Consider the following 24,396-nt stretch of genomic DNA (forward strand, 5'->3'; position numbering starts at 1 on the left):
ACTTATGGACCAGAAGTTCCGGCCCGGCTTGACATCACATCAGCAGATCCCGTGCCAACAGCTATTTTTCCTTTCAACACAGGAAGTTATACAGATACCCATAAAATGGCGAAAAAAAAACATGCACCAAGAAGAGGCTCTATACAGCCTTCGCACCATTATAGTGCACTTAAACCAGGGCAATTTTGCTGCGCTGCATGATCCGCAGGACTGGACAACCGCCTTCGCCCCCGTTATCTTGCGCCCATGATTGATTCCAAGCTTTTAGATGACCTCGCCAAACGGGTGGCCGGCAGCGTTCCAAGCGGCCTGCAACTGCTCCAGGAAGACCTGCAGAAAAACCTGCGTTCAGCACTGGAGACAGGGCTTAACCACCTGGAACTGGTGACCCGGGAGGAGTTCGAAGTTCAGCGTGCTGTGCTGTTGCGCACCCGGGAAAAGCTGGAGCAGCTGGAGCAGCGTGTCGCCGAACTGGAAGCCGGTAAACAGCCAGCATCCGAGTGACCGCCTGATATCAGATAACATCGATCAGTGACGATCAGCCCGACACACACCATGGAAGGTGAATATGTCTCTCGCCACACTGCACAGCCGTGCCCGCAGCGGTATACAGGCACCCCTGGTCACCATTGAGGTACACCTGGCCAATGGCCTGCCGGCGCTCTCAATCGTTGGCCTGCCGGAAATGGCGGTCAAGGAGAGCAAGGATCGGGTCCGGGGCGCCCTGCTCAACTCCGGTTTCGAATTTCCACCCCGCCGCATCACCATCAACCTGGCCCCGGCCGATCTGCCTAAAGAGGGCGGGCGGTTTGACCTGGCTATCGCCCTGGGCATCCTGGCCGCCTCGGGACAGATCCCGAGCCAGTCTCTCCATCAGTATGAATTCATCGGCGAACTGGCCCTGTCCGGGGCGCTCCGGCCGGTCAAGGGAGTACTGCCGGTGGCCCTGGCGGCCCGGGATGCCGGTCGCGGTCTGATCCTGCCCCAGGAGTGCGCCGGTGAAGCGGCACTGGTCAGCCAGATCCCGCTGTTTCCGGCCAACCACCTGCTGAGTGTCTGCGACCTGCTGATCAAGGGTGATGAAGTTGCTCCCCACCCAACAGCTCCCGAGCCGCCCGCTCCGGCACAGCAGCCGGATCTGGCCGATGTGCGGGGTCAACAGCACGCCAAGCGTGCGCTGGAGATCGCCGCCGCCGGTGCCCACAGTCTGCTGATGATCGGTCCGCCCGGCACCGGCAAGTCGATGCTCGCCTCCCGCCTGCCCGGTATCCTGCCGGGCATGACCGAACAGGAGGCACTGGAGACCGCCGCTATCCGCTCCATCAGCAACCTGGGCTTCTCCGCCGCAGACTGGCGCCAACGGCCGTTTCGCGCCCCACACCACACCGCCTCCGGGGTCGCTTTGGTGGGCGGCGGCAGTAACCCGCGCCCCGGCGAGATATCCCTGGCCCATAACGGGGTGATGTTCCTCGATGAACTGCCGGAGTTCGACCGGCGCGTGCTGGAGGTACTGCGCGAACCCCTGGAGAGTGGTCAGGTGACCATCTCCCGGGCCGCCCGGCAGGAGCAGTTCCCGGCCCGCTTCCAGTTGGTGGCCGCCATGAACCCCTGCCCCTGCGGTTATCTGGGGGATAACAGCGGCCAGTTGTGTCGCTGCAGCAGCGACCAGGTAGCCCGTTACCGCAATCGAATCTCCGGTCCCTTGCTGGATCGCATCGACATGACCATCGAAGTGCCCCGTCTGCCGGCACAGGATCTGAACAGTCAACCCGCGTCACCGGCCGAACCCAGCCGCCAGGTACAGGCCCGGGTGGAACAGTGCCGCCAACAGCAGATGACGCGCAACGGCTGCCCCAACAGCCAGCTGGCCGGGCGCCAGCTGGAGGCGGTCTGTCAACTCAGCGACGAATCACGCCAACTGATCACCCGTGCCATGGATCAGCTGGGCCTGTCGGCGCGGGCCTATCACCGCATTCTGCGTCTGGCCCGCACCATTGCCGATCTGTCCCGGTCCGATACCATCACCCCGGCTCACCTGGGTGAGGCGATTGGCTACCGTCGGCTGGACAGACAGGCGTAAACCGGGCGAGCTCGAACCCGCTGCCGGGCGGCGTTGACTGGATGGGCATCAGGTGCCATGGTTGCCTCCCTAACTCTGGAAACCACCATGTCATCAGCCAATACCGACGCCGCGCTGTCATCAACCTACCACTGGCAGCTGGACCCCGAACTGCAGTTTCTGGCGCCTGTCGAAACGGGCTTCTTCAGCGGCGCCGTTTCCAACGGACAGCGCCTGGACAGCGCCCTGATCGACGCCGGTGAGCGCCAGCAGGCCATCCAGGTGCATCGTGCCGCGCTGCAGGGTACAGCAGGCACCTATGAAGCCAGCCGTCGCAACCGAACCTACCTGGTGGTGGTAGAGCCCAACCCCGGCACAGCCGGTTGCCATGCCGTGGCAGTGGATATCACCCCCTACAAGCAGCAGCAGGGCAATCAACGGGCGCTGCAACGCCATATCGAATCCATACTCGATGCGGCCGGCGAAGGCATTTACGGACTGGACCTGGAGGGTCGGGCCACTTTTGTGAATCCCGCCGCCATCGAGATGACCGGCTGGAGTGCCGGGGAAACCATCGGCCACAACATCCACTATAAACACCATCACAGCCATGCGGATGGCACGCCCTATCCACATACAGAGTGCCCCATCTACGCAGCCATCAATGACGGTGAAGTTCACGAAGTGGATGACGAGTGTTTCTGGCGCAAGGACGGCAGCAGTTTCCCGGTCGATTACACCAGCACCCCCATTTATGATGGCGACCGACTCTCTGGCGCAGTGGTGGTGTTTAAGGACATCAGCGAACGCAAAAAAGCTGAACAGCAACTGCTGGAAGCCTTTCGGGAGGTGGAGCACCTCAAAGAGCAGTTACAGGAGTACAACGCCTATCTCCAGGAAGAGATCCGGGAAGAGCACAATTTCGGCCAGATCATCGGCAACTCGGACGCCCTGAAACAGGTGATGCAACTGGTACGCCACGTCTCCCGTACCGACGCAACGGTTTTGATCACCGGGGAGAGCGGCACTGGAAAAGAGCTCATCGCCCGTTCGATACACGATCAGAGCAAGCGCAACCAGCAGGCACTGATCAAGGTGAACTGCGGAGCAATCGCGGAAGGCCTGGTGGAGAGCGAGTTGTTCGGCCACGAAAAAGGCGCCTTTACCCACGCACAAAGCACCCGCAAGGGACGTTTTGAACTGGCCCACAATGGCACCCTGTTTCTGGACGAAATCGGCGAACTGCCACCCAATGCCCAGGTCAAGCTGCTGCGTATACTGCAGGACCAGGAGGTGATGCGGGTTGGAGGAACCTCACCGGTCACGGTGAATGTGCGGATTATCGCCGCCACCAACCGGAATCTGCCGCAGATGGTAGAGAAGGGGCAGTTTCGCGAAGACCTGTTTTACCGGCTCAACCTATTTCCCATCGAAATGCCTGCATTGCGGGAGCGGCCGGAGGACATAACCATACTGGCACGCCATTTCCTCGCCCAGGCCGGGCGCAAATTTGGCAAAAACATGCAGCGCATCGACCCGGAGTCGCTGATCAAGCTGACCCACCACAGCTGGCCTGGCAATATCCGAGAGCTGCAGAACATGATCGAGCGTGGCGTCATCATGGCCGACGGGCCGGAACTCAATCTGTCCGATTTCATGCCCACACCCATGACGACCGTGGCGGGCAAAATCCCCACACTGGCGGATATGGAGCGCCGGCATATTCAACAGGCCCTGGCATTCACCTCCGGGGTGATTGCCGGATCACGTGGCGCCGCCAGCCTGCTCGATATCCATCCCAACACGCTGCGCTCCCGGATGAAAAAGCTGGGCATCGAACCCCATGAAACCATATTTCGTGACTGATACGAGATATCGTCAACCCCGTCCGGATAACCGGCCCAACCCGGCCTGGATAACCAATTGATTCAATAGGCATTTGGCCATGCATTACAGGGTGGCATGGCTTTTGATACAGCACCGGGTACTCATCCACTTCCGGAGCTGGTTTTTTGAATATGCCAACGACCCTAACCCCACAACCAGAAATCAAGGCCGGGCACGGCCTGCCCGTTTATGCCGGGAACGGCAAGATTTACCCGAAACGCATGCCGGGACGTTTTCGCCGCCTGAAACACTGGACCGCCTCCTTCTGGCTGCTGTTCTTTTTCGGCCCTTACCTGCAGTGGGAGGGACACCAGGCCGTACTGCTGGATATTCCCCACCGGCGTTTCCAGTTTTTCGACCTGACTGTTATGCCCGAGGACATCTGGTTACTGACCTTTGTACTGCTGTTCCTGGCCATGCTGCTCTTCGTAGTCACGGTTGTAGCCGGCCGGGCATTCTGCGGGTACGTCTGCTTCCAGACCGTCTGGACGGATCTTTACACCTGGATAGAGACGCTAATCGAGGGACCACCGCGCGCCCGGCAACAGCTGGACCGGGCTCCCTGGGGGATGCATAAGCTGCTTACCAAGTCGGCCAAGCACCTGCTGTGGTTGCTGATCGCCGCACTTACCGGGGTCAGCTTTGCCGCCTGGTTTACCGATGCCCGTCAGCTGTGGGTTGACTACTTCGCACTCGACGCTCACCCGGCGGCCTGGATTATTCTCGCCATGTTCACTGCCGGAACCTACCTGTTTGCCGGTTTTATGCGCGAACAGGTCTGTTTCTGGCTCTGCCCCTATGCACGCATCCAGGGCGTCATGTATGGCGACCAGACCATCCTGCCTACCTACAACTATCTGCGCGGCGAACCGCGCCAGCATCGCTCCACCAAACAGGCCAACCAGGCGGGAGACTGCATCGACTGCGGTCTCTGTGTCGCGGTCTGCCCTACCGGTATCGATATTCGCGATGGACAGCAGATCGGTTGTATCACCTGCGGTCTCTGTATTGACGCCTGCGATCACGTCATGACCCGTATCGATCGCCCCACCGGCCTGATCCGTTACAGCTCACTGGCAAGCCTGGCATCCGGCAATAAGGGGCCTTCAATACCGATCCTGCGGGTCACGGTCTCCCTGGCTATCCTGGCCAGTTGCCTGCTGATCATCATCCTGGGTATTAACAACATTGGTGACACCAACCTCAACATCTACCACTACCGGCAGCCCCTCTTCATCACCATGAGCAGCGGTGATATCCGCAACCGCTACCGGATCAAGATCCAGAACAGAAGCCAAGTCCCGGCCCACTATCAAATCCTAGTCAGCGGGCTTGAGAATGCACGTATCATGGGCCAATCGAATTTGGCCATCGCCGCTGAAACGACCAGGGTCGCCGACATCTTCCTGGAGCTATCAAAGTCCCAACTGCCTACCGGTATCACTCCGATCACATTTCGCCTCATCCGACAGGGTGGTGCCGTGATCGAGTACAGAAGCGTATTCATCGGACCGGACGCAGCAGCTCCCGGAGGGACTTCATAACTTCGCCCTGTCTGCCGCTAAATCTATCAATGGTTCCACAACATTCCGGATCAGAGCGCCCTGACAACCGGCACTCTGCCTTGGAAATTCATTAACTGGTCGCCAATGCGGCCGACCCAACCGGGCAATCCTGACTACACTCAGAGAAGGCAGGCACAGCAAAGCCAGTACTGGCAGGAGGTATAAAATGCACTGTTATCGCTTGATCGGCCCGCTTCTGGCCGGTGCACTCTTTTGCCTCTCTGGCCTGGCCGTTGCTGACGCAGACTGCAACCGGCCCTTTCCTGGCAGCAGCCAACAGCCCCCCGAGCAGTTGCGGCAGATAGCAAAAAAATGTGACCGGGCCGAGATTGCCAATCTTTTCTATAATCGCGCCTACCATCGTGAACTGCTGGAGAAATTTCAGCACCTGCACAGCCTGCAAACCCTGAAACCGAACCACGATCTTGCCCATTACCATACCCAGCGGATTTTTATCGCCCTCTCTGAGGCATTCGCCCAGCGGGCCTGGGAACAGGGGGACGGGCAGGCACTCCAGCAGCTCAACCGGCAATATGATCGATCCATCGAGATTGCCGAGTACCAGCTGAAGGGTTATGACGCACTGGCGGCCCGCACCCGACAGGCCCCGGCCAAGCCCTGACCGGGCCAGCCGGCCCGGCACAACCGGCAACCAGGTAAAAGTGCCCCTTTGCCACCCAACCAGCTAACACGGCGCTCCCGCTGCGGAGCAGAAAGCGGTAGAATTCGCCGCCATGCTCAGATTCGATAAACTCAGTTTGCGACGCGGGGTGAAGCCGCTCTTCACCGATGCCAGCTTCACCATCCATCCCGGTCAGCGGGTCGGTATCACCGGCGCCAACGGCACCGGCAAGTCGAGCCTGTTCGCCATGATCCGTGACCAGCTGCATGCCGATGGGGGGGAGTTCTATCGCCCCAGGGACTGGGTGATCGCCCACGTGGCCCAGGAGACCCCGGCCGATCCCCGGGACGCGCTGGACTACGTACTGGATGGCGATGAGGAGTTACGCCTGATCGAGCAGCAACTGGCCGAAGCGGAAACCGCCCAGCTGGGCGAGCAGCTGGCCGAACTGCATGCCCGGCTGGATGTTATCGGCGGTTACACCGCCCGCTCCCGGGCTGCCCGGCTGATCCACGGGCTCGGTTTCCGACCCGGCGAGGAGCACCAGCCGGTCAACAGCTTTTCCGGCGGCTGGCGCATGCGCCTCAACCTGGCCCGTGCCCTGATGTGCCGCTCCGATCTGCTGCTGCTGGACGAGCCCACCAACCACCTGGATCTGGACGCGGTCATCTGGCTGGAGGAGTGGCTCAAAAGCTATCCCGGTACCCTGTTACTGATCTCCCATGACCGGGATTTTCTCGATTCCGTTACCAGCCACATCGCCCATATCGAGCAGGAGCAGATCACTCTCTACACTGGCAACTACTCGGCCTTCGAACGCATCCGGGCGGAGCGCCTGGCCAATCAGCAGGCGGCCCATGAGAAACAGCAGCGGGAAGTGGCCCACATCCGCAGTTACGTGGAGCGGTTCCGCGCCAAGGCGACCAAGGCGCGCCAGGCCCAGAGCCGGCTGAAGGCGCTGGAGCGCATGGAGCTGATCGCACCGGCCCACGTGGACTCACCCTTCCACTTCGCCTTCAAAACCCCTGACAAGACCCCCAACCCGCTGCTCAAGCTGCTTGAATCGAGCGCCGGTTATGGTGACCGCCAGATCCTCGACCGGATCAACCTGACCCTCTCCCCCGGGGAGCGCATCGGCCTGCTGGGTCCCAACGGCGCCGGTAAATCCACCCTGATCAAGTTACTGGCCGGCGAGCTGCAACCGAACGGGGGCAAGCGGGAGACCGCTCAGGATCTGAAAATCGGCTACTTTGCTCAGCATCAACTGGACCAGCTACGCCCGGATGAGAGCGCCCTGGACCATCTGCTGCGTCTCGACCCCAAGGCCACTGAACAGTCGCTGCGCGATTTCATCGGCGGCTTCGGCTTCGCCGGGGATCGCGCTGAAAGCCCGGTGGCCCCCTTCTCCGGCGGCGAAAAGGCGCGCCTGGTACTGGCCCTGCTGGTCTATCAGCGCCCCAATCTGCTGCTGCTGGACGAACCCACCAACCACCTGGACCTGGAGATGCGCCACGCCCTGGGACAGGCGCTACAGGAGTTTGAAGGGGCCATGGTGGTGGTCTCCCATGACCGGCACCTGCTGCGCACCACCACTGACCAGTTGCTGCTGGTCCACGGCGGCCGGGTGGACGAGTTCAAGGGCGACCTGGACGAATACCCCCGCTGGCTGGCGGATAACCGCAACACCGACCAGAAGGCGGAGAAAACCGGCAGTGACACGGAGCACAGCGCCAGCGCCCGCAAGGAGCGGAAACGGAACGAGGCGGCCCGCCGGAAACAGCTGCAGCCGCTGCGCAAGGCGGTGGAAAAATATGAAAAACAGCTGGAGCAACTGACCGGAAAACAGCAGGCGCTGGAGAGCGCCCTGGCCGACCCGACCCTCTACGAAACCGATCGCAAGGAGCAGCTGAAACAGCTGCTGGCCGACAAGAGCCAGCTCAACCAGCAGCTCAGCCAGACCGAGGAAGCGTGGCTGGAGGCGTGCGAGGCACTGGAGTCGGCCGAACAGGAGTTGCACAGCGCACAGGCCTGAGCATTAACCCCGTAGCCGGCAGCTATCGGACAATTTAGGTTGACCAGCACCCGCCCTATCGTCAACGATGGTCCGACAAGCGCATTTCGCCGGGTCGGCCGCAGGCCCATTGCCGGCACAGATCGGATCAGGAGAGAAACATGTCGGTTGATGACATCGTCTGGGCATTGAAAGAGAACAGCGAGGTACTGGAATCTTCCGTGATGATTCGTGAAGTGAAACTGTTACTCAATGTGGGACACGATCAGTTCAATCCCGAACTGAAGATAAAGATCTATAAAAACACCGCCATCCCTGAAGAACCGTTCCACTTTGATCTGAGCCACCACGTCCAGACGCCCCTGCAGAGCGTGTCGGCCGCGCCGCCGCGCAACTCCTACGGGACCGAGAGAGAAGCGCTCCAGCAGGCCATTGCCGGCACCACCGGCCGGATCAGAGAAGCCCTTGACGCGGGTCACCAGCCATGCCAGGAGTGGCTGGTACGTAATGAAAAATTCTGAATCCGGACGGCGACCTCTGCCGGCCCGGCAGCAGGCAGACCATCCACACCCCAGCCCATTCCAGGTAACCCCATGAAACTGCTGATTCGCAATCTCTCCCGCAGCACCACCGAAGCTGAACTCCGCACCCTGTTCGAAGCCTGCGGCAGAGTGCAGTCCTGCACCCTGGTCATGGACCAGGCCAGTGGTCTCTCCAAGGGCTTCGGTTTTGTGAATATGCCCAGCCCGGGCGAAGCCAAAGCGGCCATGAAAAACCTCAATGGACAGGAGCTGGACGGCAACCGGATCCGGGTTAAAAAGGCCTCGCCACCAGCTTCCACTTCGGACGCTGCCGAAACCTGACCCGCTGACGGCCGTTCGATGAACCCGACCCGCCTGATCCGAATTCGCACTCTGCAGCAGGAGGACGCTGCTGCGGTGGCCCGATTGGCCGTGGAACTGGGCTATCCCGCCAGCGAGGCGGTGATAACGCCGCGCATACAGCGACTGCTGCAACACCCCGATCACAGCGCCTTTATCGCCACGGAAAACCACCAACCGATCGGCTGGCTGCATCTGTTCATCAACTACCCCCTGGAGTCGGAACCCTGTGCGGAGATCGCCGGGCTGGTGGTGACGGAAAGCCACCGCGGTCGGGGCGTGGGGCGACAGTTACTGGGGGCTGCCCGACAGTGGGCAGCGGAGAGGGAGTTGCAGAGTCTGCGGGTTCGCTGCCAGATCCGGCGCAGACGTGCCCACCACTTCTATCAGGCCAACGGTTTTACCGAACTGAAAACCCAGAAGGTATTCATACTGCCGTTGACGCGCCGCCGCTGAACCAGGGCGGCGCGTCAGGGGCTCAGACGGCGGAGCCTTTCGGCCCCTCCTCATCCAGCAGGGCTTCGTGCTCTTCGTGCTCCAGCTCCTGCTGGGCCTTGACGTGATCCCGGGCCAGCAGCAGATAGAAGGCCGGCAGGATAAACAGGGTGAAGAAGGTACCGATACCCAGGCCGGTGGTGATCGTCAGACCGATATCGAACCGGCTCACTGCACCCGGCCCACTGGCGGTGAGCAGCGGGAACATGGCCACGATCAGGGCCACTGCCGTCATCAGAATGGGCCGCAGACGAATGGCTGCCGCCTTCTCCACCGCCTCACGTTTCGACAGCCCCTCCTTGATCTGCAACTGATTGGCGAACTCCACAATCAGGATACCGTTCTTGGCCACCACGCCGATCAGGGTGATCAGACCCACCTGGGTATAGATGTTGATCGACGCCATACCCAGGGTGATGAACACCATGGCACCGGCAATGGAGAGGGGCACCGAGATCAGGATGATCAACGGATCGCGCCAGCTCTCGAACTGGGCCGCCAGCACCAGGTAGATCACCAGCAGTGACAGGAAGAAGGTGATCACCAGGCCGCTACCCTGCTGGGCGTACTGACGTGAGTCACCGGCGTAGTCATAGCTGTAACCTTTCGGCAGCAGCTCCTGGGCCTGGGCCTCAAGGAACGCCAGTGCGTCACCCAACTTGACCCCCGGGAACATCACCCCTTCCACGGTCACCGAGTTAAGCTGCTGGAACTGGGTCCGCTTCGACGGCTCCACGCTGTCCTCCATGCTGACCACGGCAGAGAGCGGTACCAGGTCGCCGCTATCGGCGCGAATATAGTAGTTGTCCAGCATCGATGCATCGAGCCGGAACGCCTGCTCCACCTGAGGGATCACCTTATAGCTGCGACCTTCCAGGTTGAACCAGTTGACGTAACCTCCACCCAGCATGGTGCCCAGGTTACCGCCGATCTCGGACATACTGATACCCAGATCACCCGCCCGGTCCCGATCCACCAGCAGACGGGTAACAGGACGATCAATATCCACCGACTTCTTCAGGAACATGAAGTTACCGCTGGCCATGCCGCGACCGATAATCTGGTCTGCCAGAGCGGCGATCTCTTCATAGGTACGGTCACTGGTGAGCACGAACTGCACCGGCAACCCACCGGAAGAACCGGGCAGACTGGGCCGCGGGAAGGCCACCGATTGGAAGCCGGCCACCTTGTCGAGCGTCGCCTGCACCTCCGGCTGCAGCTCCATCTGGCTGCGTTCGCGCTTGCTGATGGAGGTCATTTTGAAGCCGCCAAACACCGTATCCTGGGTACGACCCAGAATATAGAAACCGTCGTTAAACTCGGGAATCTGGGTAAAGCCCTCATGAATCTGTCGCGCATAGGCGCGGTGATAATCGAGGGTCGCGGTACGGGGTCCGGTGGCCTGGTAGAACAGGATGCCCTGATCTTCAGTGGGGGCCAGCTCGTTCTGGCTGGTGATGAACATCAGGTAGATGGCCGGCAGGGTGAGCAGGGCCAGAATGACACTCACCGATACCGTGGAGAGGGAGCCGTGCAGCAGCTTCAGATAGGCGGCGGAGAGCCAGTTGAAGAAGCGCTCGACCAGCTGTTCAAAACGCCCCTGGTTGCCGTGGGGCTTGAGCACGTGGGAAGAGATCATCGGCGACAGGGTCAGGGCCACGATACCGGAGATGATCACCGCTCCGGTCAGGGTGAAAGCGAACTCGGTGAACAGGGTACCCACCAGACCACCCATGAAGCCGATCGGCGCATACACCGCCAGCAGGGTGGTGGTCATGGCGATGATCGGCACCGCCATTTCACGCGCCCCGTAGATGGCGGCATGGAACTTGGTTTCACCCCGCTCGATGTGACGATGCACGTTCTCCACCACGATAATGGCGTCGTCCACCACCAGACCGATCGCCAGCACCATGGAGAGCAGGGTCAGCAGATTCAGCGAATAACCCAGCAGCAGCATGATAAAGGCCGCACCCACCAGGGAGAGGGGTACCGCCACCGCCGGCACCGCCGCCGCCCGGAAGGAACCGAGGGTCAGATAGACCACGAACAGCACGATCAGCACCGCCTCCATAATGGTGCCGTACACCTCATCGATGGAGTCCTGAATAAAGGTACTGGCATCGTAAGGGATCATCACGTTCATCCCTTTCGGCAGCTGGGCGCGGATCTTCGGCACCTCGTCATTGACCAGTCCGGCCACGGTCAGCGGGTTTGACCCGGGCGCCTGCTCCACGGCGATAAAGACCGCCGGGATGCCGCTGTACCAGGCGGTCGAGTCGTAGTTCTCGGCGCCCAGCTCGGTGCGGGCGATGTCGCCCAGCCGCACCAGGGTACCATTGCTGCTGCGTACCACCAGCTGCTCAAAATCCTCCACCTGGTTGATATCGGTGCTGGCGGTCAGATCCACCGCCACATACTTGCCCTTGGTCGATCCGACACCCGCCAGGTAGTTGTTGGCGCGCAACACGCTGGCCACGTCATCGGCGGTGACACCCAACGCTGCCATGCGGCGTGGATCAAGCCAGATACGCATGGCAAACTGCTGACCGAACATGCGCGCCTTGGCCACGCCGGGCAGCGCCTGCAGCTGTGGCTGCACAACCCGCAGCACATAATCGGCCAGCTGTACCCGGGAGACCTCATCACTGTAGAACGCCACATACATCAGGGCGGTGGAGTCACCGGTGCTGGACTCGATTACCGGGTCCTGGGCATCGGTCGGCAGCACATTGCGTTTACTGGCCACCTTGGCCTGGATCTCGGCGACCGCCGCATTGGCGTCGTAATTGAGCTCCATGTGCACTTCAATGGAGGAGCTGCCCTGGGTGCTGGTAGAGAACATGTAGTCAATACCGTTGGCCTCGGCGATGGCCTGCTGCAGCGGGGTGGTCACAAAGCCCTTCACCAGGTCGGAACTGGCGCCCGGGTATGTGGTGGTGACCGTAACCACCGTACTGTCGATCACCGGGTACTGGCGCACCTCCAGCAGACCAAGGGAACGCACGCCGACGATCAGGATCAGCAGGCTGACCACCGTCGCCAGAACCGGGCGCTTGATAAAGATGTCGGTAAATTTCATTGTTCGGCTACCTTGCCGTTGTCCAGTTCAACGGAGTTATCGATGGTAACCGACTGGCCGTCACGCAGCTTCACCAGCCCGGCGGCAACCACCTGCTCTCCCGCCTCCAGACCCTCGGTAACCACCACGCGACCTGCCCGCACCGCGCCGGTATTTACCTGACGCCGCTGCACCTGCAGTCCGCCACCCTCGGCCTCCACAATAACGTAGGCGAAGTTGCCGTAGGTGTTGTAACTGATGGCGGTGCGCGGCACGGTCAGCACCTCACCCTGGTTCGGCAACAGGGTCTCCACCTCGGCGAACATGCCGGGTCGCAGACGCCGATCCCGGTTGGGTATGGTGCCCCGCACCTTGATCGAGCGGCTGCCCTCGTTGACGCCCGAGTCGATAGCGCTGACGCTGCCAACGAACAGATCGTCCGGATAGGCGGCAACCCGCAGTTGTATCTGCTGACCGGGGGCGACCTTGCTGAACTCCCGCTCCGGCAGCGAATAATCCACGTAGAGCGGGTCCAGTGCCTGCAGACTGACAATGGCGCTACCGGCGGGCAGGAACTGCCCCTGATCCACCTGGCGGATACCGAGAATGCCGTCAAACGGCGAGCGGATCACCTTTTTACCCACCGTGGCCTGCTGCTGCGCCACCTTCGCCTGGGCGCTTTCATACGTGGCCTTGGCGATATCAAACTCCGATTTGGAAACCGCCTGCTTGGGCATCAGTTCAGCGGTGCGCCGGTACTGCACCTCGGCCAGTCGCTGGTCCGCCTTGAGCGAGGCCAGGGTGGCCAGTTCCACCGAGTCCTCCAGTCGCAGCAGCACATCCCCGGCTTTTACCGTCTGGCCGGACTCAAAGTTGATCAGACTGACAATGCCCGGCACCTCGTTGGTCACCTCGATACCGCTCTGGGCCCGCAGGCTGCCAACCGCACGCAACACCGGCTGCCACGCCTCCTGTTGCACCGTGGCCGACGCCACAACGGCCGGCGGACGCGGTGCGGTCAGTTTGGCGGTCATCATCTGGAACTGCTGGTATTTCCAGTAACCGATACCGCCGGCGACGGCACCAAACACTAAAAGTACAATTATCAGCCGTTTAATCATGAACTTTTTCCTGAGACATTACGGGTAAATCCGGGTCGCCGGCAGCTTCACCGGATGTTGGGTCGGGTGGTTGTTTACCGAGACAGCCATGAAATAGCAGATCCGCCGCCATCTGCGCGAAACGTTCCGGGTCGTCGGCAAAATCCACATGGGAAAAATGGCGCAGCACATTGCGGCTCTGGAAGAAAAATACGTTGATGCCGATAATCATCAGGGTCAACAGGGCCGGATCCAGATTGGCCCGGAACTCACCGCTGCTCTGGCCCTCCTGTACGATCCCCACCAGCTCGGTAAAACGCTCATAAAACACCCGCTCCGCCAACTCCTTACCCCCCTCGGGGCTGGACTCCATCACCTCCCGGACCACCAGGCGGGAGACCTGCTCCCGGCGCAACAGGGATTCCAGATGGTGTACCAGGAAGGCGGACAGCTGATCGGTCACCGGACCGCCCTGATCACGGCCCTGTTGCAGCGCTTCACCGCTGTCGCGGCAGGCTTCGCGGATCACCTCCAGATAGAGCTCGTGCTTGCTGCCAAAGTGGTGAAATACATTGCCCTTGCTGACCCCGGCGCAGCGCGCCACCTCGCTCATGGAGGTGGCATCGAATCCCTTTTCCGAAAACAGGCCGGCCGCCACGTCAAGAATAGCCTGTCCACCAGCGGAAAGTCTCCCCTCACCCTGGGTACAAGGGCGACTATGATCGGATTGTGCTGGTGACATCAGGATTCCTGTCGAACTGACCGGTCGGTCAGGCGTATTCTAGACACCTTGTTAGATCACCACAAGCCCGCAGGAACTGAACTGAAGCGGGACGGCTGGATACCGCTGGGCATGAAAAACAGGACGCGAAAAACCCTGCCGGGACCGTGGGGTAACAGTTGATCCGGGATTATCGACCGGTGGTGGGGAGGCGGCAGGGCCGGAGTCTTACTCCAGCACCTCAACCGGGGCGCCGATTTTCAGTTCACCGCTGCCGTCATGCAGCAGATTCTGACCGAAATAGACCTGGTTACCTTCCCGGCGATAGCGGCTCAGGGTGCGCAGGGGTTCGGCACCCTTCTCGGCCGTCTCCGGATCGATGGCGGGGATAGCGCAACGGGAGCAGGGCTTGGCGACCCGGAAGGTGATCTCACCCACCCGGATACGGCGCCAGCTGTCTTCCGCGTAGGGCTCGCAGCCGGTCACCACCAGGTTGGGGCGGAAGCGTTGCATCGGCAGGGGGGTGTCGAGCCGGCCATTGAGGTCATCCAGAGAGGCCTGGGAGATCAGCATGAACGGGAACCCATCGGCGAAACCGACCCGGTCATGGGCCGTGGCATAATCGGGATCCACCGCCCTTTCGGTGCTTTCCGGCATGAAAAACAGTCTGCAATCGACGCCGAGAAAACGGCTCAGCCAGTTGGCCGGGGCATCACCGGCACTACGCGCCAGGCAGTGATCACCCCAGACCTGTACGCTGGCGGTCTCCCCTTCACCGGGTGCAACGGGCACCTCCATGTCCGGCATAGCGGGCGCCGACAGACGCAGGGCTCCCGGGGTGAGTGCGGTACTGATCAGGGCCATGCGGGGATATTGGCGTTGGGTAATGAACTTGCCGGCCCCATCCACCACCATCCAGTGACGATCCAACTGGATACCGCGGCTGCCCACCGGTGCCCGCTCCAGGGAGACACCGCGCAGTGACTTGACCGGGTAAAAGTAGAGTCCGCTGAGGGTCAACTGGGCCATGAATTATCCTTTAACCTGACAGGCGACCGATAAATTACCGGATGAAAAGTCATATGAGCCGAACCGGCGGCGGTTGTCCACCCGGATTGGCGTGACGGACTTCACAAATATACCCCAAACCCGCCCTTCATTCCGACCCGAACCTGCCGCCTATAATGGGACAAGAATTGATTCATAAGCGCCAGTCCGCCGGAGAAATGTAAAGATGGAGATCATACCCTACCTGAAGCTGATGGTTCAGAAAAATGGCTCTGACCTGTTTTTCAGCACAGGTGCCCCCCCCAACCTGAAGGCCGAGGGACGCACCATGCCGATCGGTGACACACCGATGGGGCCGGGTGCGGTACGGAAACTTGCCTACTCGATCATGAGTGACGACCAGATCTCCGAGTTTGAAGGTACCATGGAGTGCAACCTGGCGGTCTCCATGAAAGGACTGGGACGTTTCCGCGTCAACGTATTCCGGCAACGGGGTGACGCCTCCATGGTGATCCGCTATATCAAGGGCGATATCCCCACCATCGAAGAGCTGAACCTGCCCCCGTCCCTTAAAGATCTGATTATGATGCCACGCGGCCTGATCCTGGTGGTGGGCTCCACCGGCTCCGGTAAGTCCACCTCCCTGGCCTCCATGATCGATCACCGTAACGCCAGCACCACCGGCCATATCCTCACTATTGAGGACCCGGTGGAGTTCCTGCACACCCATAAAAAATCGGTGGTAGACCAGCGGGAAGTGGGGCTGGATACCCTCTCCTACGAAGTGGCGCTGAAAAATGCCATGCGTGAGGCGCCGGATGTGATTCTGATTGGCGAGATTCGTGACCGCCAGACCATGCAGCACGCCATCGCCTACGCCGAAACCGGCCATCTCTGTCTCTCCACCCTGCACGCCAACAACGCCAACCAGGCATTGGACCGCATCGTCAACTTCTTCCCCGATTCGGCCCATCACCAGCTGTTCATGGACCTGTCGCTGAACCTGAAAGCGGTCATATCCCAGCGTCTGGTCAAGAGCAAGGATGGCCGACGGGTGCCGGCGGTGGAGATCATGCTGCTCACCACCTTCGTGGCGGAACTGATCCAGAAGGGCGATATCCACGCGGTCAAGGAGGCCATGGAACAGGGCAATGAGCGGGGCATGCAGACCTTTGACCAGGCACTGTACAAACTCTACAAGGAGGGCAAGATCACCCTGGAAGAGGCGCTGGCCAATGCCGATTCACGCAACAACCTGTCGTTGAAGATCCGTCTCTCCGAGAGTGGCAACGTGGATGGCGACAATGCCGCCATGGCCATCTCCGACGAGGAGTTCTTCTAAACCGGTCGGCGTGGAACGGCCACCCCGGAGCATGACGCAAAACTGGACAATCTATATCCTTCGCTGCAGTGATGGCAGTCTCTACACCGGTGTCACCACCGATATGGAGCGGCGCCTGCATGAACACAACCACAGCAACCGGGCTGCCAAGTACACCCGGGTACGGCGGCCACTGACGCTCGCCTACCAGGAGTCGGCCAGCTCCCGGGCGGCCGCCTGCCGCCGGGAGTGGGAGATCAAACAGCTCAGCGCGACCCAGAAACGACGCCTGATCTCTGCACAACGGCATGATTCACGCTAGAATATGACGTTTTCTCTCTGTGTCCATCACCATGACTGAAACCGCCGACAACACCACCCACTGCTGGATCTACCGCAGCAGCAAAAAAGACGAAATGTACCTCTATCTCGCCCGCGAGGACGATTTCCAGGATGTACCGGAAGCACTGCTGCAACGCTTTGGCACCCCCCTGCCGGTGATGGAGCTTGAGCTGCACCCCGATCGCCAGCTGGCCCGCGAGGACGTGAACAAAGTGATCGGCAACCTGCGCAGCATCGGCTACCATCTGCAGATGCCCCCCAACCTGATACCCGAGCTGAACGACGGCCAGACCATTTGACCGGGACGCCCCGGAACCGGGAGGATTCCGCGCCGTCGCTATCCGGTCCGCCGAAAAACGGCAAAATGACCTGGCCAGCGGGACGCAACCAACATGACAAAACCCTATACACCATGCTGATCCCAATGCTTGATCCCTTTCACCCAACCCGGCTCCATCCCCGAATTGTGGCGGCTTGTAACCATGCGTGAAATCATACTGCTCAACGTCACCGGCAAAGATCACGCCGGCCTGACCGCCTCCCTCACCGGGGTACTGGCCGATCACCGGATCAATATCCTCGACCTGGGCCAGGCGGTAATCCACGACCACTTGTCACTGGGGATGCTGCTGGAGATCCCGCCGGCGGCCCAGTCCGGACCGGTTATCAAGGATCTGCTGTTCCAGGCCCATCAACTCGGCCTGCAGATAAACTTCACGCCGATCGACGAGGAGGCCTACGAACACTGGGTCAGCCAGCAGGGCAAACTGCGCTACATCGTCACCCTGCTGGGGCGTAAACTGAACGCCCGCACCATCGCCCACGTGGCCCAGGTGGTCTCCAGCCACGGCATGAATATCGACGGTATTACCCGTCTGTCAGGACGCTTCTCCCTGCGCAGTGCCAATACTCACCGCCGTGCCTGTGTTGAGTTCACTGTCCGGGGCGAGGCGGATAACCTGGGCGCGCTGCGCCAGGATCTGCTGGAGATCAGCAGCCGGGACGAGGTGGATGTGGCGTTCCAGGCAGACGACCTGTATCGCCGCAACCGGCGCCTGATCGTGTTCGACATGGATTCGACCCTGATCCAGGTGGAGGTGATCGACGAGCTGGCCAAGGCCGCCGGAGTGGGCGATGCCGTGGCCGCCATCACCGAATCCGCCATGCAGGGCGAGATCGACTTCAACGAGAGTTTCCGGCGCCGCATGGCCCTGCTGAAGGGATTGGATGAGTCGGTGCTGGCCGGGATTGCTGAACGCCTGCCGATCACCGAGGGGGCGGAACGGCTCATCTCCAACCTGAAACGGCTCGGATACCAGGTGGGCATCCTGTCCGGCGGGTTCAGTTATTTCGCCCGCCACCTGCAGAAGAAACTGGGGGTCGACTTCATCTCCGCCAACGAACTGGATATCCGGGACGGCAAGCTGACCGGCCAGGTCAAGGGAGAGATCGTCAACGGCGCCCGCAAGGCGGAGCTGATGCAGCAGATGGCCCATGACCTGGGCATCAGCCTGGAACAGGTGATCGCGGTGGGTGACGGCGCCAACGACCTGCCCATGCTCAGCCTGGCCGGCCTCGGTGTCGCCTTCCATGCCAAACCGGTGGTTCGGAAAAACGCCCGCCACGCCATCTCCACCCTGGGTCTTGATGGTATTCTCTACCTGCTCGGTGTACGTGACCGGGAAGTCAACTAGACACTGCGCTCAACCAGACAACCGGGAGACAGCCATGAAACCGATCTTCAGACAACTCGCCACCGCCCTGTTGGGCCTGGCTGTCAGCAGCGTCACTGCCGGGGAGTTGATAACCGTCTACAAATCCCCCAGCTGCGGCTGCTGCAACGCCTGGATCAAACACCTCAGGGACAACGGCTTTGCTGTCCAGGCCCATGACACCCGGCGCATGACCCTGGTCAAGCAGTCGCTCGGGGTACCCGCAAGCCACAGCTCCTGCCATACCGCCGAGGTGTCCGGTTATGTGATCGAGGGGCATGTACCGGCGGCCGACATCCAGCGACTGCTGAGGGACAAACCGGCGGTAGCCGGACTGGCTGTCCCCGGCATGCCGATGGGATCTCCCGGCATGGAGGGGGCCCGCAAGGATCCCTACCAGGTACTCACCTTCGACGCGGTAGGCAACAGCCAGGTATATGCCGATTATTGACGCCCGACGCGGGTATAGGGCAGCTCAGGATGGTAGGTTGGGCACATCTTCTACGTCCACACCGTCATCGGGTATCCCGTGGGCACAAACAACGTACCCACCCTAGCGTTGCGCCCCATGGACGCCGGCAGCACTAACCGCTAAATACCCCGTGCCTCTTTCACACGCTCGTAGGCCTGGCGGATCTCATGGGTCTTCTGGGCGGCCATTTTCATCATCTCCTCCGGCAGCCCCTTGGAGACCAGTTTGTCCGGGTGGTGCTGACTGAGCAGACGCCGGTAGGCCTGTTTCACTTCCGCATTGCTGGCGTCAGACGACACATTCAGGATGGCGTAGGCGTCCTCCAGGGTGGGGCCGGACGGCTTTGCTCCGGCCTGCCGGCCGCCACCGCCGCGGCCGCTGAAGCCGGCCTCGGCACGGATCATCTTCTCCAACCGTCGGAAGGCGAACTCGGGAATGCCAAGTTGCTTGCAGATATGCAGCAGCAGTTGCTCTTCCGCCTTGTGCAGGGAACCGTCCGCGTAGGCCGCCTGCAACTGGATCTCGATAAACATCTGAATCAGGGTATTGCGCCGGTGACACTCGCGGCGGAACTGATTCAGCACCTCATCCAGGGGGAAGTCCGCCGACTTGCCCTGGTTGAACAGATTGATGGCGGTCCGGCGCATCTCCTCATTGAGATCCATCTCGGCCATGACCGAGTTGGCCAGGGCGATCTCATCCCGGGACACCCGGCCATCCGCCTTGGCGATGGCACCCATGACCGAGAAAGTAGTGGTGAAGAAGGCGGTCTGGACCCGCTCCTGGTCCCCCGGGGGGAGCCGCTCTTCGTCGGACAACCCCTTCAGACCCTTGTCCAGATTATGGCCCAGCACGGCCCCGAGCAGGGCACCGATCGGCCCACCTACCATGAAGCCGAACGCACCGCCGGCCAACTTTCCCCACCAGCTCAATGGAGCCTCCTGTCTGCGATTAATCGGGAATCACCAGCTGTCCGGCGATCCAGCGGATGACAATACAACAGCCAGGATAACGTATCCAGCCGGATAACCGTTTTCTGCCAACCGGGTGACGCTCAGGCCCGTTGCGGCGGCTCGATCGGCAGGCGAAGAATAAAACAGCTGCCCCCCTGCCGCACCGGCTTCACTTCGATACTGCCGCGGTGATTCTGGGTAATGATGAAGTAGGAGACCGACAAGCCAAGGCCGGTGCCGGAGCCCACCTCCTTGGTGGTGAAGAAGGGTTCGAAAATCCGCCGCCGCAACGCATCGCTCATCCCCGGGCCGTTATCTTCAATCTCCACGCAGACCCACTGCCCGCTCGGATAGACACGCAGGATAAACCGGTCTTGGTGATCCTCGGTACTGTCTCCCAAAGCCTCAAACATCGCCTGGGCGCCATTTCTCAGCAGATTTAACAACACCTGCTGAATCTGGCTCCCTTCACACCAGGCCTCCGGCAGCGGGTCGGCATACTCCCGCACAATATCGATCTTTCTGAAGTCGTAATGCTTGGCCAGGTTGTAGTCATTGGAGGCGATCTCCAGAGTATCATCCAACAACAGCCGCAGATCCCGCCACTCAAACTTCAGATCGCTTTTGCGGCTGAAACTCAACATGCTGCTGACGATCCTGGCGGCCCGCTTGCCGGACTGGGAGACCATCTCCAGCAGGGACAGGATGTCCCGTTTTTCCAGGTACTGGTTAATCACCTCCAACGAGGTGCCGCAGGACTCCGCCACCGCATGATTTTTGGCCATGCCCGATCCCAACCGGCTGTTTATCACCTGTATGCTCTGCACGATACCGGCCAGGGGATTGTTGATCTCATGGGCCATGCCGGCCGCCAGTCCGCCCACCGACAGCATCTTCTCCGACTGCACCATCACCTCCTCCATACGGACCGTCTCTGTCACATCATCCAGACGGATCACCGCACCCTCCACTGAATTAGTAAGTAGCGGATAGAGCGTGACATCCATGTAGTGCACTTCACCCGAGGCATCTTCCCAACGCAGATTGGTGTCCTGCACCGGCACCGGTGGACTGATCGCCTGCGCCACCTTCTGCAGCACATCCGGGAACCGGGGAATCAACCGGGAGAAGGGTTGGCCGACCGCCTCCGCCGCTGCGGTTCCGCTCATGCGCTCCGCCTCCCGGTTCCAGTGGGTAATGCGGCCCGCCACGTCGATGCCGATCAGCGCGGATGGCATGGAGTCGATGATATTGCTCAACAGATTACGCAACCGGGTCAGTTCCAGCTCCGCCTGCTTGCGTCGGGTAATATCGGTGTAAGTGGTCACTACCCCGCCCGTTTTCATGGGCGTGCGGGTAAGCTCCAGAATCCGTTTGTTGGCGCGGACTTTCTCAAAAACCACCCGCTCGGGCCGGAAGGTCCGGGCGATATATTGCCGGATGAAAGCCTCCCGCTCCTCCACCAGGCCGTACTCCCCCCGGTCGATGTTGAAACCACAGATATCCTGCAATGTGACCCCGGCACGCAGCATCTCCTCCGGCAGGTCATTGAGCTCCACAAAACGGCGGTTCCAGGCCACCAGATTCATATCCCGGTCAAACATGGAGATGCCCTGATCGATATTCTCCACCACCGATTTGAGCACTTCGCGGCTGGTCTCCACCGCCGATGAAGCCTCCTCGATAATGTCCAGCATCCCCTCCAGGTTGAGATCGTTCGGGCGCAGACCGGTATCGATCAAGGCCCGGGCGGAAGCCGACCCCACCACGCCCGAGAGCAGTTTCTCCACCTGATTCAGCAACTCCACCGGTGCATCCAGGCTCATTCCGGGCGAGCGGCTGGAACCTTCGCTCTCCCGATAACTGCCAAACAGCCGGCCGACCCGGTCCTGATCGGCAAAGCGCGCCACATTCCGCTCCAGGTCGTCAATCTTGATCTGACCCCGCCAGGCATGGTCGGTGTATTCGTCCCGGCCCGAATGGAGATCCACAAATGCCCGCGCCTGCAGCTGCTCCACCGAACTCTGGCGGGTAAACAGTGACACCACCAGGTAACAACCTATATTGAAAAAGGCGCTCCAGAACAGGCTGTGTATTAATGGATTTTCCCAATCCAGGCCGAACAGTGCCTGGGGTTTCAGCAACCCTATCCCAAACGGTCCCTGTTCGAGGAGAGCGAGGGGTAGCCAGCCGGACTGGGCAAAGGATGGCAACACCAGGGTATAACCCCAGACCAGAAAGCCGCTGGCCAGACCGGCCAATGCCCCGGCCAGGGTCGCCCCGCGCCAGAACAGACCACCGATGATCAGCGGGGCAAACTGGGCTGCCGCGGCAAAAGAGACCAGCCCGATTGTCACCAGGGCATAGGAGTCACCGATAACCCTGAAATAGCTGTAGGCCAGGATCAGCACTCCCAGGATACTGAGCCGCCTCAGCGTCTTGAGAATTCCGCTGGCGGTCTCGGTCCTCCCTAACCTGAAAGAGAGCAGGCCCAGGCGCATCAGCAACGGCACCATCAGGTCGTTGCAGATCATGGTACTCAGCGCAACGGCGGCCACGATCACCATGCCGCTGGCGGCGGACAAGCCCCCCAGGTAGACCAGCAGGGCCAGCGCAGGCTGTTCCGCGGACATGGGCAGGGCCAACACAAAGGTATCGGGATTTACACTATCCGACGGAAAGGTGACCAGTCCGGCCACCGCAATCGGCAGCACAAAGAGATTAATCAGCAGCAGATAGAGCGGAAACAGCCACATCGCGGTGTCCAGATGGGAGCGATCGGTGTTCTCCACCACGGTCACCTGAAACTGGCGCGGCAGGCAGAAGATGGTCAGGGCGGACAGCAGCATCAGAAAGGTCCAGCTACCGTCATTGAACAGCGCCTGCCCTGAAAACAGCAGCGCCAGTTCCGCATCGGACTCGACCCGCTGATAGATCGAGCCAATTCCATCAAACATGGCATAACTGACAAAAATCCCCACGGCGATAAAGGCGACCAGCTTCACCAGGGACTCGAAGGCGATCGCCACCATCAACCCCTCGTGGTGCTCAGAGGCGTCCAGGCGACGGGTGGCGAACAGAATGGTGAACAGGGCCAGCAGCAGGGTCACGTAGAGCGCCTTGTCAGTGAACACGCTGGTGGAGTTGGATACATCACTGATGATTGCCGGATAGGCGATCAGAGTATTGAAACTGGTGGAGATCGCCTTCAGCTGCAGGGCCAGGTAGGGCATGATGCCGATCACCGCCACAATGGTCACCAGCCCCGCCAGCTTCTGGCTCTTGCCATAGCGGGACGAGATAAAATCGGCAATTGAAGTGGTGTGCTGCTCCTGGGCAATCTTGAGGATTTTGCGCAACAGAAACGGGGCGATCAGAAACAGCAGGGTGGGCCCCAGATAGATGGGCAGAAAACCGATCCCATCGGTGGTTGCCCGGCCGACACTGCCGTAATAGGTCCAGGAGGTGGCGTAGACCGCCAATGAGAGTGAGTAGACGTAAGGATTAGCGCCAATGCTCTGCCCCCTGGCAGCGCGCCTGTCGGCGCCGTAGGCGATCAGGAACAGCAGCGCCAGGTAGCTGAGGGAGACCAGGAATACCAACCAGGCAAACGGCATCACTCCCGTCCTTTGGAAGCGACCGGGCCCCTGACAGGCCGGTTCCGCGGCAGTTTCCGGCGTTTCGGGAACAGTACCAGAAGAATCAACAGCAGCCAGACCAGGTTGATGTAGATCATCACCAGCGGCCAGCCAAACGGCCGAAAAGTGGTGATGCGGGAGAATATCTCCAGAACCGGCGGGTTCAGCAACAGTGCCCCGATCAGGGCCGCCACCAGCAGTCTGGCCCGCCCCCTGCCTTTCGCAGTGGTTTTGTGTTGCACTGAAGCCATAGCCATCCCGTGCCTGCCGAACTGCATCAGTCCCAGTATAGGTGATCTGGACGATCAGGATGGCCAGATGGCCTATTCAACGGTAGTGCGGATCACCGCCCTGGCGACACTTCCGCCATGATATTTATCATTAAAGTATTCCGATCCATGTCCGATACTACTAGTGAGGTCACGCAGTCCACCGACTCGAGGGGGTACAAAATGATCTGTGTATATGACATGGCCACTGGTGAACGTCTCCGGTACGAGCGTTCAAAAAAACAGCCTTCCCCGGCCCGCAGTGGCGGGCCAGCCGAT

21 protein-coding genes are annotated in these 24,396 nt (G+C 60.6%); 14 read left to right on the top strand and 7 right to left on the bottom strand.

The annotated features are described in order from the left end of the window. Window positions 1–246 precede the first annotated feature (246 nt). From ubiK to AAY24_RS12020, 9 genes are all read left to right on the top strand, one after another. Window positions 247–504, top strand: a complete 258-nt coding sequence (ubiK, locus tag AAY24_RS11980; RefSeq protein ID WP_046859877.1) for a ubiquinone biosynthesis accessory factor UbiK — start codon at window positions 247–249, stop codon at window positions 502–504. Window positions 505–568: 64 nt separating this feature from the next. Continuing rightward, window positions 569–2,080 (top strand): YifB family Mg chelatase-like AAA ATPase, encoded by a 1,512-nt coding sequence (locus AAY24_RS11985; protein WP_046859878.1) that lies wholly within the window; start codon window positions 569–571, stop codon window positions 2,078–2,080. 87 nt (window positions 2,081–2,167) lie between these two features. Continuing rightward, window positions 2,168–3,925, top strand: coding sequence for a sigma-54 interaction domain-containing protein (locus AAY24_RS11990; protein ID WP_082117256.1), 1,758 nt, complete (start codon window positions 2,168–2,170; stop codon window positions 3,923–3,925). Between the two features lie 152 nt (window positions 3,926–4,077). Then, window positions 4,078–5,490, top strand: a complete 1,413-nt coding sequence (ccoG, locus tag AAY24_RS11995; protein ID WP_046859879.1) for a cytochrome c oxidase accessory protein CcoG — start codon at window positions 4,078–4,080, stop codon at window positions 5,488–5,490. 187 nt (window positions 5,491–5,677) lie between these two features. Further along, on the top strand, window positions 5,678–6,133 hold the full coding sequence (locus AAY24_RS12000; protein ID WP_046859880.1) for a hypothetical protein: 456 nt from the start codon (window positions 5,678–5,680) through the stop codon (window positions 6,131–6,133). Window positions 6,134–6,245: 112 nt separating this feature from the next. Further along, on the top strand, window positions 6,246–8,165 hold the full coding sequence (locus tag AAY24_RS12005; RefSeq protein ID WP_046859881.1) for an ATP-binding cassette domain-containing protein: 1,920 nt from the start codon (window positions 6,246–6,248) through the stop codon (window positions 8,163–8,165). A 140-nt stretch (window positions 8,166–8,305) separates the two neighbouring features. Beyond that, window positions 8,306–8,665, top strand: coding sequence for a hypothetical protein (locus AAY24_RS12010; RefSeq protein WP_046859882.1), 360 nt, complete (start codon window positions 8,306–8,308; stop codon window positions 8,663–8,665). Window positions 8,666–8,737: 72 nt separating this feature from the next. Further along, window positions 8,738–9,007, top strand: coding sequence for an RNA recognition motif domain-containing protein (locus AAY24_RS12015; protein ID WP_046859883.1), 270 nt, complete (start codon window positions 8,738–8,740; stop codon window positions 9,005–9,007). Between the two features lie 18 nt (window positions 9,008–9,025). Then, window positions 9,026–9,481, top strand: a complete 456-nt coding sequence (locus AAY24_RS12020; RefSeq protein WP_046859884.1) for a GNAT family N-acetyltransferase — start codon at window positions 9,026–9,028, stop codon at window positions 9,479–9,481. 22 nt (window positions 9,482–9,503) lie between these two features. Here the strand turns inward: AAY24_RS12020 and AAY24_RS12025 are convergent, their stop codons facing one another. From AAY24_RS12025 to AAY24_RS12040, 4 genes are all read right to left on the bottom strand, one after another. Continuing rightward, window positions 9,504–12,602, bottom strand: coding sequence for an efflux RND transporter permease subunit (locus AAY24_RS12025; RefSeq protein ID WP_046859885.1), 3,099 nt, complete (start codon window positions 12,600–12,602; stop codon window positions 9,504–9,506). Next, window positions 12,599–13,702: an efflux RND transporter periplasmic adaptor subunit gene (locus AAY24_RS12030; RefSeq protein ID WP_046859886.1), complete on the bottom strand. Its 1,104-nt coding sequence runs from the start codon at window positions 13,700–13,702 to the stop codon at window positions 12,599–12,601. Before AAY24_RS12030 ends, AAY24_RS12025 begins: the two co-directional genes overlap by 4 nt. Beyond that, the gene (locus tag AAY24_RS12035; protein ID WP_082117130.1) at window positions 13,695–14,423 is read right to left on the bottom strand and encodes a TetR/AcrR family transcriptional regulator; all 729 of its coding nucleotides are present in this window, start codon (window positions 14,421–14,423) and stop codon (window positions 13,695–13,697) included. The genes AAY24_RS12030 and AAY24_RS12035 overlap by 8 nt, the downstream gene beginning before the upstream one ends. A gap of 207 nt (window positions 14,424–14,630) precedes the next feature. Then, a complete protein-coding gene (locus AAY24_RS12040; RefSeq protein ID WP_046859887.1) occupies window positions 14,631–15,431 on the bottom strand; it encodes an MOSC domain-containing protein in 801 nt (266 codons plus the stop codon). A gap of 205 nt (window positions 15,432–15,636) precedes the next feature. Here AAY24_RS12040 and AAY24_RS12045 point away from each other — a divergent pair, with 205 nt between their 5' ends. From AAY24_RS12045 to AAY24_RS12065, 5 genes are all read left to right on the top strand, one after another. Next, on the top strand, window positions 15,637–16,752 hold the full coding sequence (locus AAY24_RS12045; RefSeq protein WP_046859888.1) for a PilT/PilU family type 4a pilus ATPase: 1,116 nt from the start codon (window positions 15,637–15,639) through the stop codon (window positions 16,750–16,752). Window positions 16,753–16,783: 31 nt separating this feature from the next. Continuing rightward, window positions 16,784–17,053, top strand: coding sequence for a GIY-YIG nuclease family protein (locus AAY24_RS12050; RefSeq protein ID WP_046859889.1), 270 nt, complete (start codon window positions 16,784–16,786; stop codon window positions 17,051–17,053). 31 nt (window positions 17,054–17,084) lie between these two features. After that, a complete protein-coding gene (locus AAY24_RS12055; protein WP_046861271.1) occupies window positions 17,085–17,372 on the top strand; it encodes a YcgL domain-containing protein in 288 nt (95 codons plus the stop codon). Window positions 17,373–17,555: 183 nt separating this feature from the next. Further along, window positions 17,556–18,767, top strand: a complete 1,212-nt coding sequence (gene serB, locus AAY24_RS12060; protein WP_046859890.1) for a phosphoserine phosphatase SerB — start codon at window positions 17,556–17,558, stop codon at window positions 18,765–18,767. A 34-nt stretch (window positions 18,768–18,801) separates the two neighbouring features. Continuing rightward, the gene (locus tag AAY24_RS12065; RefSeq protein WP_046859891.1) at window positions 18,802–19,236 is read left to right on the top strand and encodes a DUF411 domain-containing protein; all 435 of its coding nucleotides are present in this window, start codon (window positions 18,802–18,804) and stop codon (window positions 19,234–19,236) included. A gap of 140 nt (window positions 19,237–19,376) precedes the next feature. Here the strand turns inward: AAY24_RS12065 and djlA are convergent, their stop codons facing one another. The 3 genes from djlA to AAY24_RS12080 form a co-directional block, all read right to left on the bottom strand. After that, complete coding sequence (gene djlA, locus AAY24_RS12070) at window positions 19,377–20,189, bottom strand: co-chaperone DjlA (protein WP_046859892.1); 813 nt, start codon at window positions 20,187–20,189, stop codon at window positions 19,377–19,379. A gap of 122 nt (window positions 20,190–20,311) precedes the next feature. Then, window positions 20,312–23,827 carry a PAS-domain containing protein gene (locus AAY24_RS18565; RefSeq protein WP_052761217.1) on the bottom strand — a complete coding sequence of 1,172 codons (3,516 nt, stop codon included), beginning with the start codon at window positions 23,825–23,827 and terminating at the stop codon, window positions 20,312–20,314. Beyond that, complete coding sequence (locus tag AAY24_RS12080) at window positions 23,827–24,099, bottom strand: hypothetical protein (protein WP_046859893.1); 273 nt, start codon at window positions 24,097–24,099, stop codon at window positions 23,827–23,829. Before AAY24_RS12080 ends, AAY24_RS18565 begins: the two co-directional genes overlap by 1 nt. Window positions 24,100–24,396 lie beyond the last annotated feature (297 nt).

The sequence above is a fragment of the Sedimenticola thiotaurini genome, assembly GCF_001007875.1.
Lineage (GTDB): Bacteria > Pseudomonadota > Gammaproteobacteria > Chromatiales > Chromatiaceae > Sedimenticola > Sedimenticola thiotaurini.

Excerpts from the sequence above, each read along its gene's own strand:
- AAY24_RS18565 (WP_052761217.1), bottom strand. The coding sequence starts at position 23,827 with ATGCCGTTTGCCTGGTTGGTATTCCTGGTCTCCCTCAGCTACCTGGCG.
- AAY24_RS12020 (WP_046859884.1), top strand. The coding sequence starts at position 9,026 with ATGAACCCGACCCGCCTGATCCGAATTCGCACTCTGCAGCAGGAGGAC.
- AAY24_RS12045 (WP_046859888.1), top strand. The coding sequence starts at position 15,637 with ATGGAGATCATACCCTACCTGAAGCTGATGGTTCAGAAAAATGGCTCT.
- AAY24_RS12000 (WP_046859880.1), top strand. The coding sequence starts at position 5,678 with ATGCACTGTTATCGCTTGATCGGCCCGCTTCTGGCCGGTGCACTCTTT.
- AAY24_RS12030 (WP_046859886.1), bottom strand. The coding sequence starts at position 13,702 with ATGATTAAACGGCTGATAATTGTACTTTTAGTGTTTGGTGCCGTCGCC.
- AAY24_RS12055 (WP_046861271.1), top strand. The coding sequence starts at position 17,085 with ATGACTGAAACCGCCGACAACACCACCCACTGCTGGATCTACCGCAGC.
- AAY24_RS12015 (WP_046859883.1), top strand. The coding sequence starts at position 8,738 with ATGAAACTGCTGATTCGCAATCTCTCCCGCAGCACCACCGAAGCTGAA.
- AAY24_RS12050 (WP_046859889.1), top strand. The coding sequence starts at position 16,784 with ATGACGCAAAACTGGACAATCTATATCCTTCGCTGCAGTGATGGCAGT.
- AAY24_RS12040 (WP_046859887.1), bottom strand. The coding sequence starts at position 15,431 with ATGGCCCAGTTGACCCTCAGCGGACTCTACTTTTACCCGGTCAAGTCA.
- ccoG (WP_046859879.1), top strand. The coding sequence starts at position 4,078 with ATGCCAACGACCCTAACCCCACAACCAGAAATCAAGGCCGGGCACGGC.
- AAY24_RS12005 (WP_046859881.1), top strand. The coding sequence starts at position 6,246 with ATGCTCAGATTCGATAAACTCAGTTTGCGACGCGGGGTGAAGCCGCTC.
- AAY24_RS12035 (WP_082117130.1), bottom strand. The coding sequence starts at position 14,423 with ATGTCACCAGCACAATCCGATCATAGTCGCCCTTGTACCCAGGGTGAG.
- ubiK (WP_046859877.1), top strand. The coding sequence starts at position 247 with ATGATTGATTCCAAGCTTTTAGATGACCTCGCCAAACGGGTGGCCGGC.
- AAY24_RS12065 (WP_046859891.1), top strand. The coding sequence starts at position 18,802 with ATGAAACCGATCTTCAGACAACTCGCCACCGCCCTGTTGGGCCTGGCT.
- AAY24_RS12080 (WP_046859893.1), bottom strand. The coding sequence starts at position 24,099 with ATGGCTTCAGTGCAACACAAAACCACTGCGAAAGGCAGGGGGCGGGCC.
- AAY24_RS11990 (WP_082117256.1), top strand. The coding sequence starts at position 2,168 with ATGTCATCAGCCAATACCGACGCCGCGCTGTCATCAACCTACCACTGG.
- AAY24_RS12010 (WP_046859882.1), top strand. The coding sequence starts at position 8,306 with ATGTCGGTTGATGACATCGTCTGGGCATTGAAAGAGAACAGCGAGGTA.
- AAY24_RS11985 (WP_046859878.1), top strand. The coding sequence starts at position 569 with ATGTCTCTCGCCACACTGCACAGCCGTGCCCGCAGCGGTATACAGGCA.
- AAY24_RS12025 (WP_046859885.1), bottom strand. The coding sequence starts at position 12,602 with ATGAAATTTACCGACATCTTTATCAAGCGCCCGGTTCTGGCGACGGTG.
- serB (WP_046859890.1), top strand. The coding sequence starts at position 17,556 with ATGCGTGAAATCATACTGCTCAACGTCACCGGCAAAGATCACGCCGGC.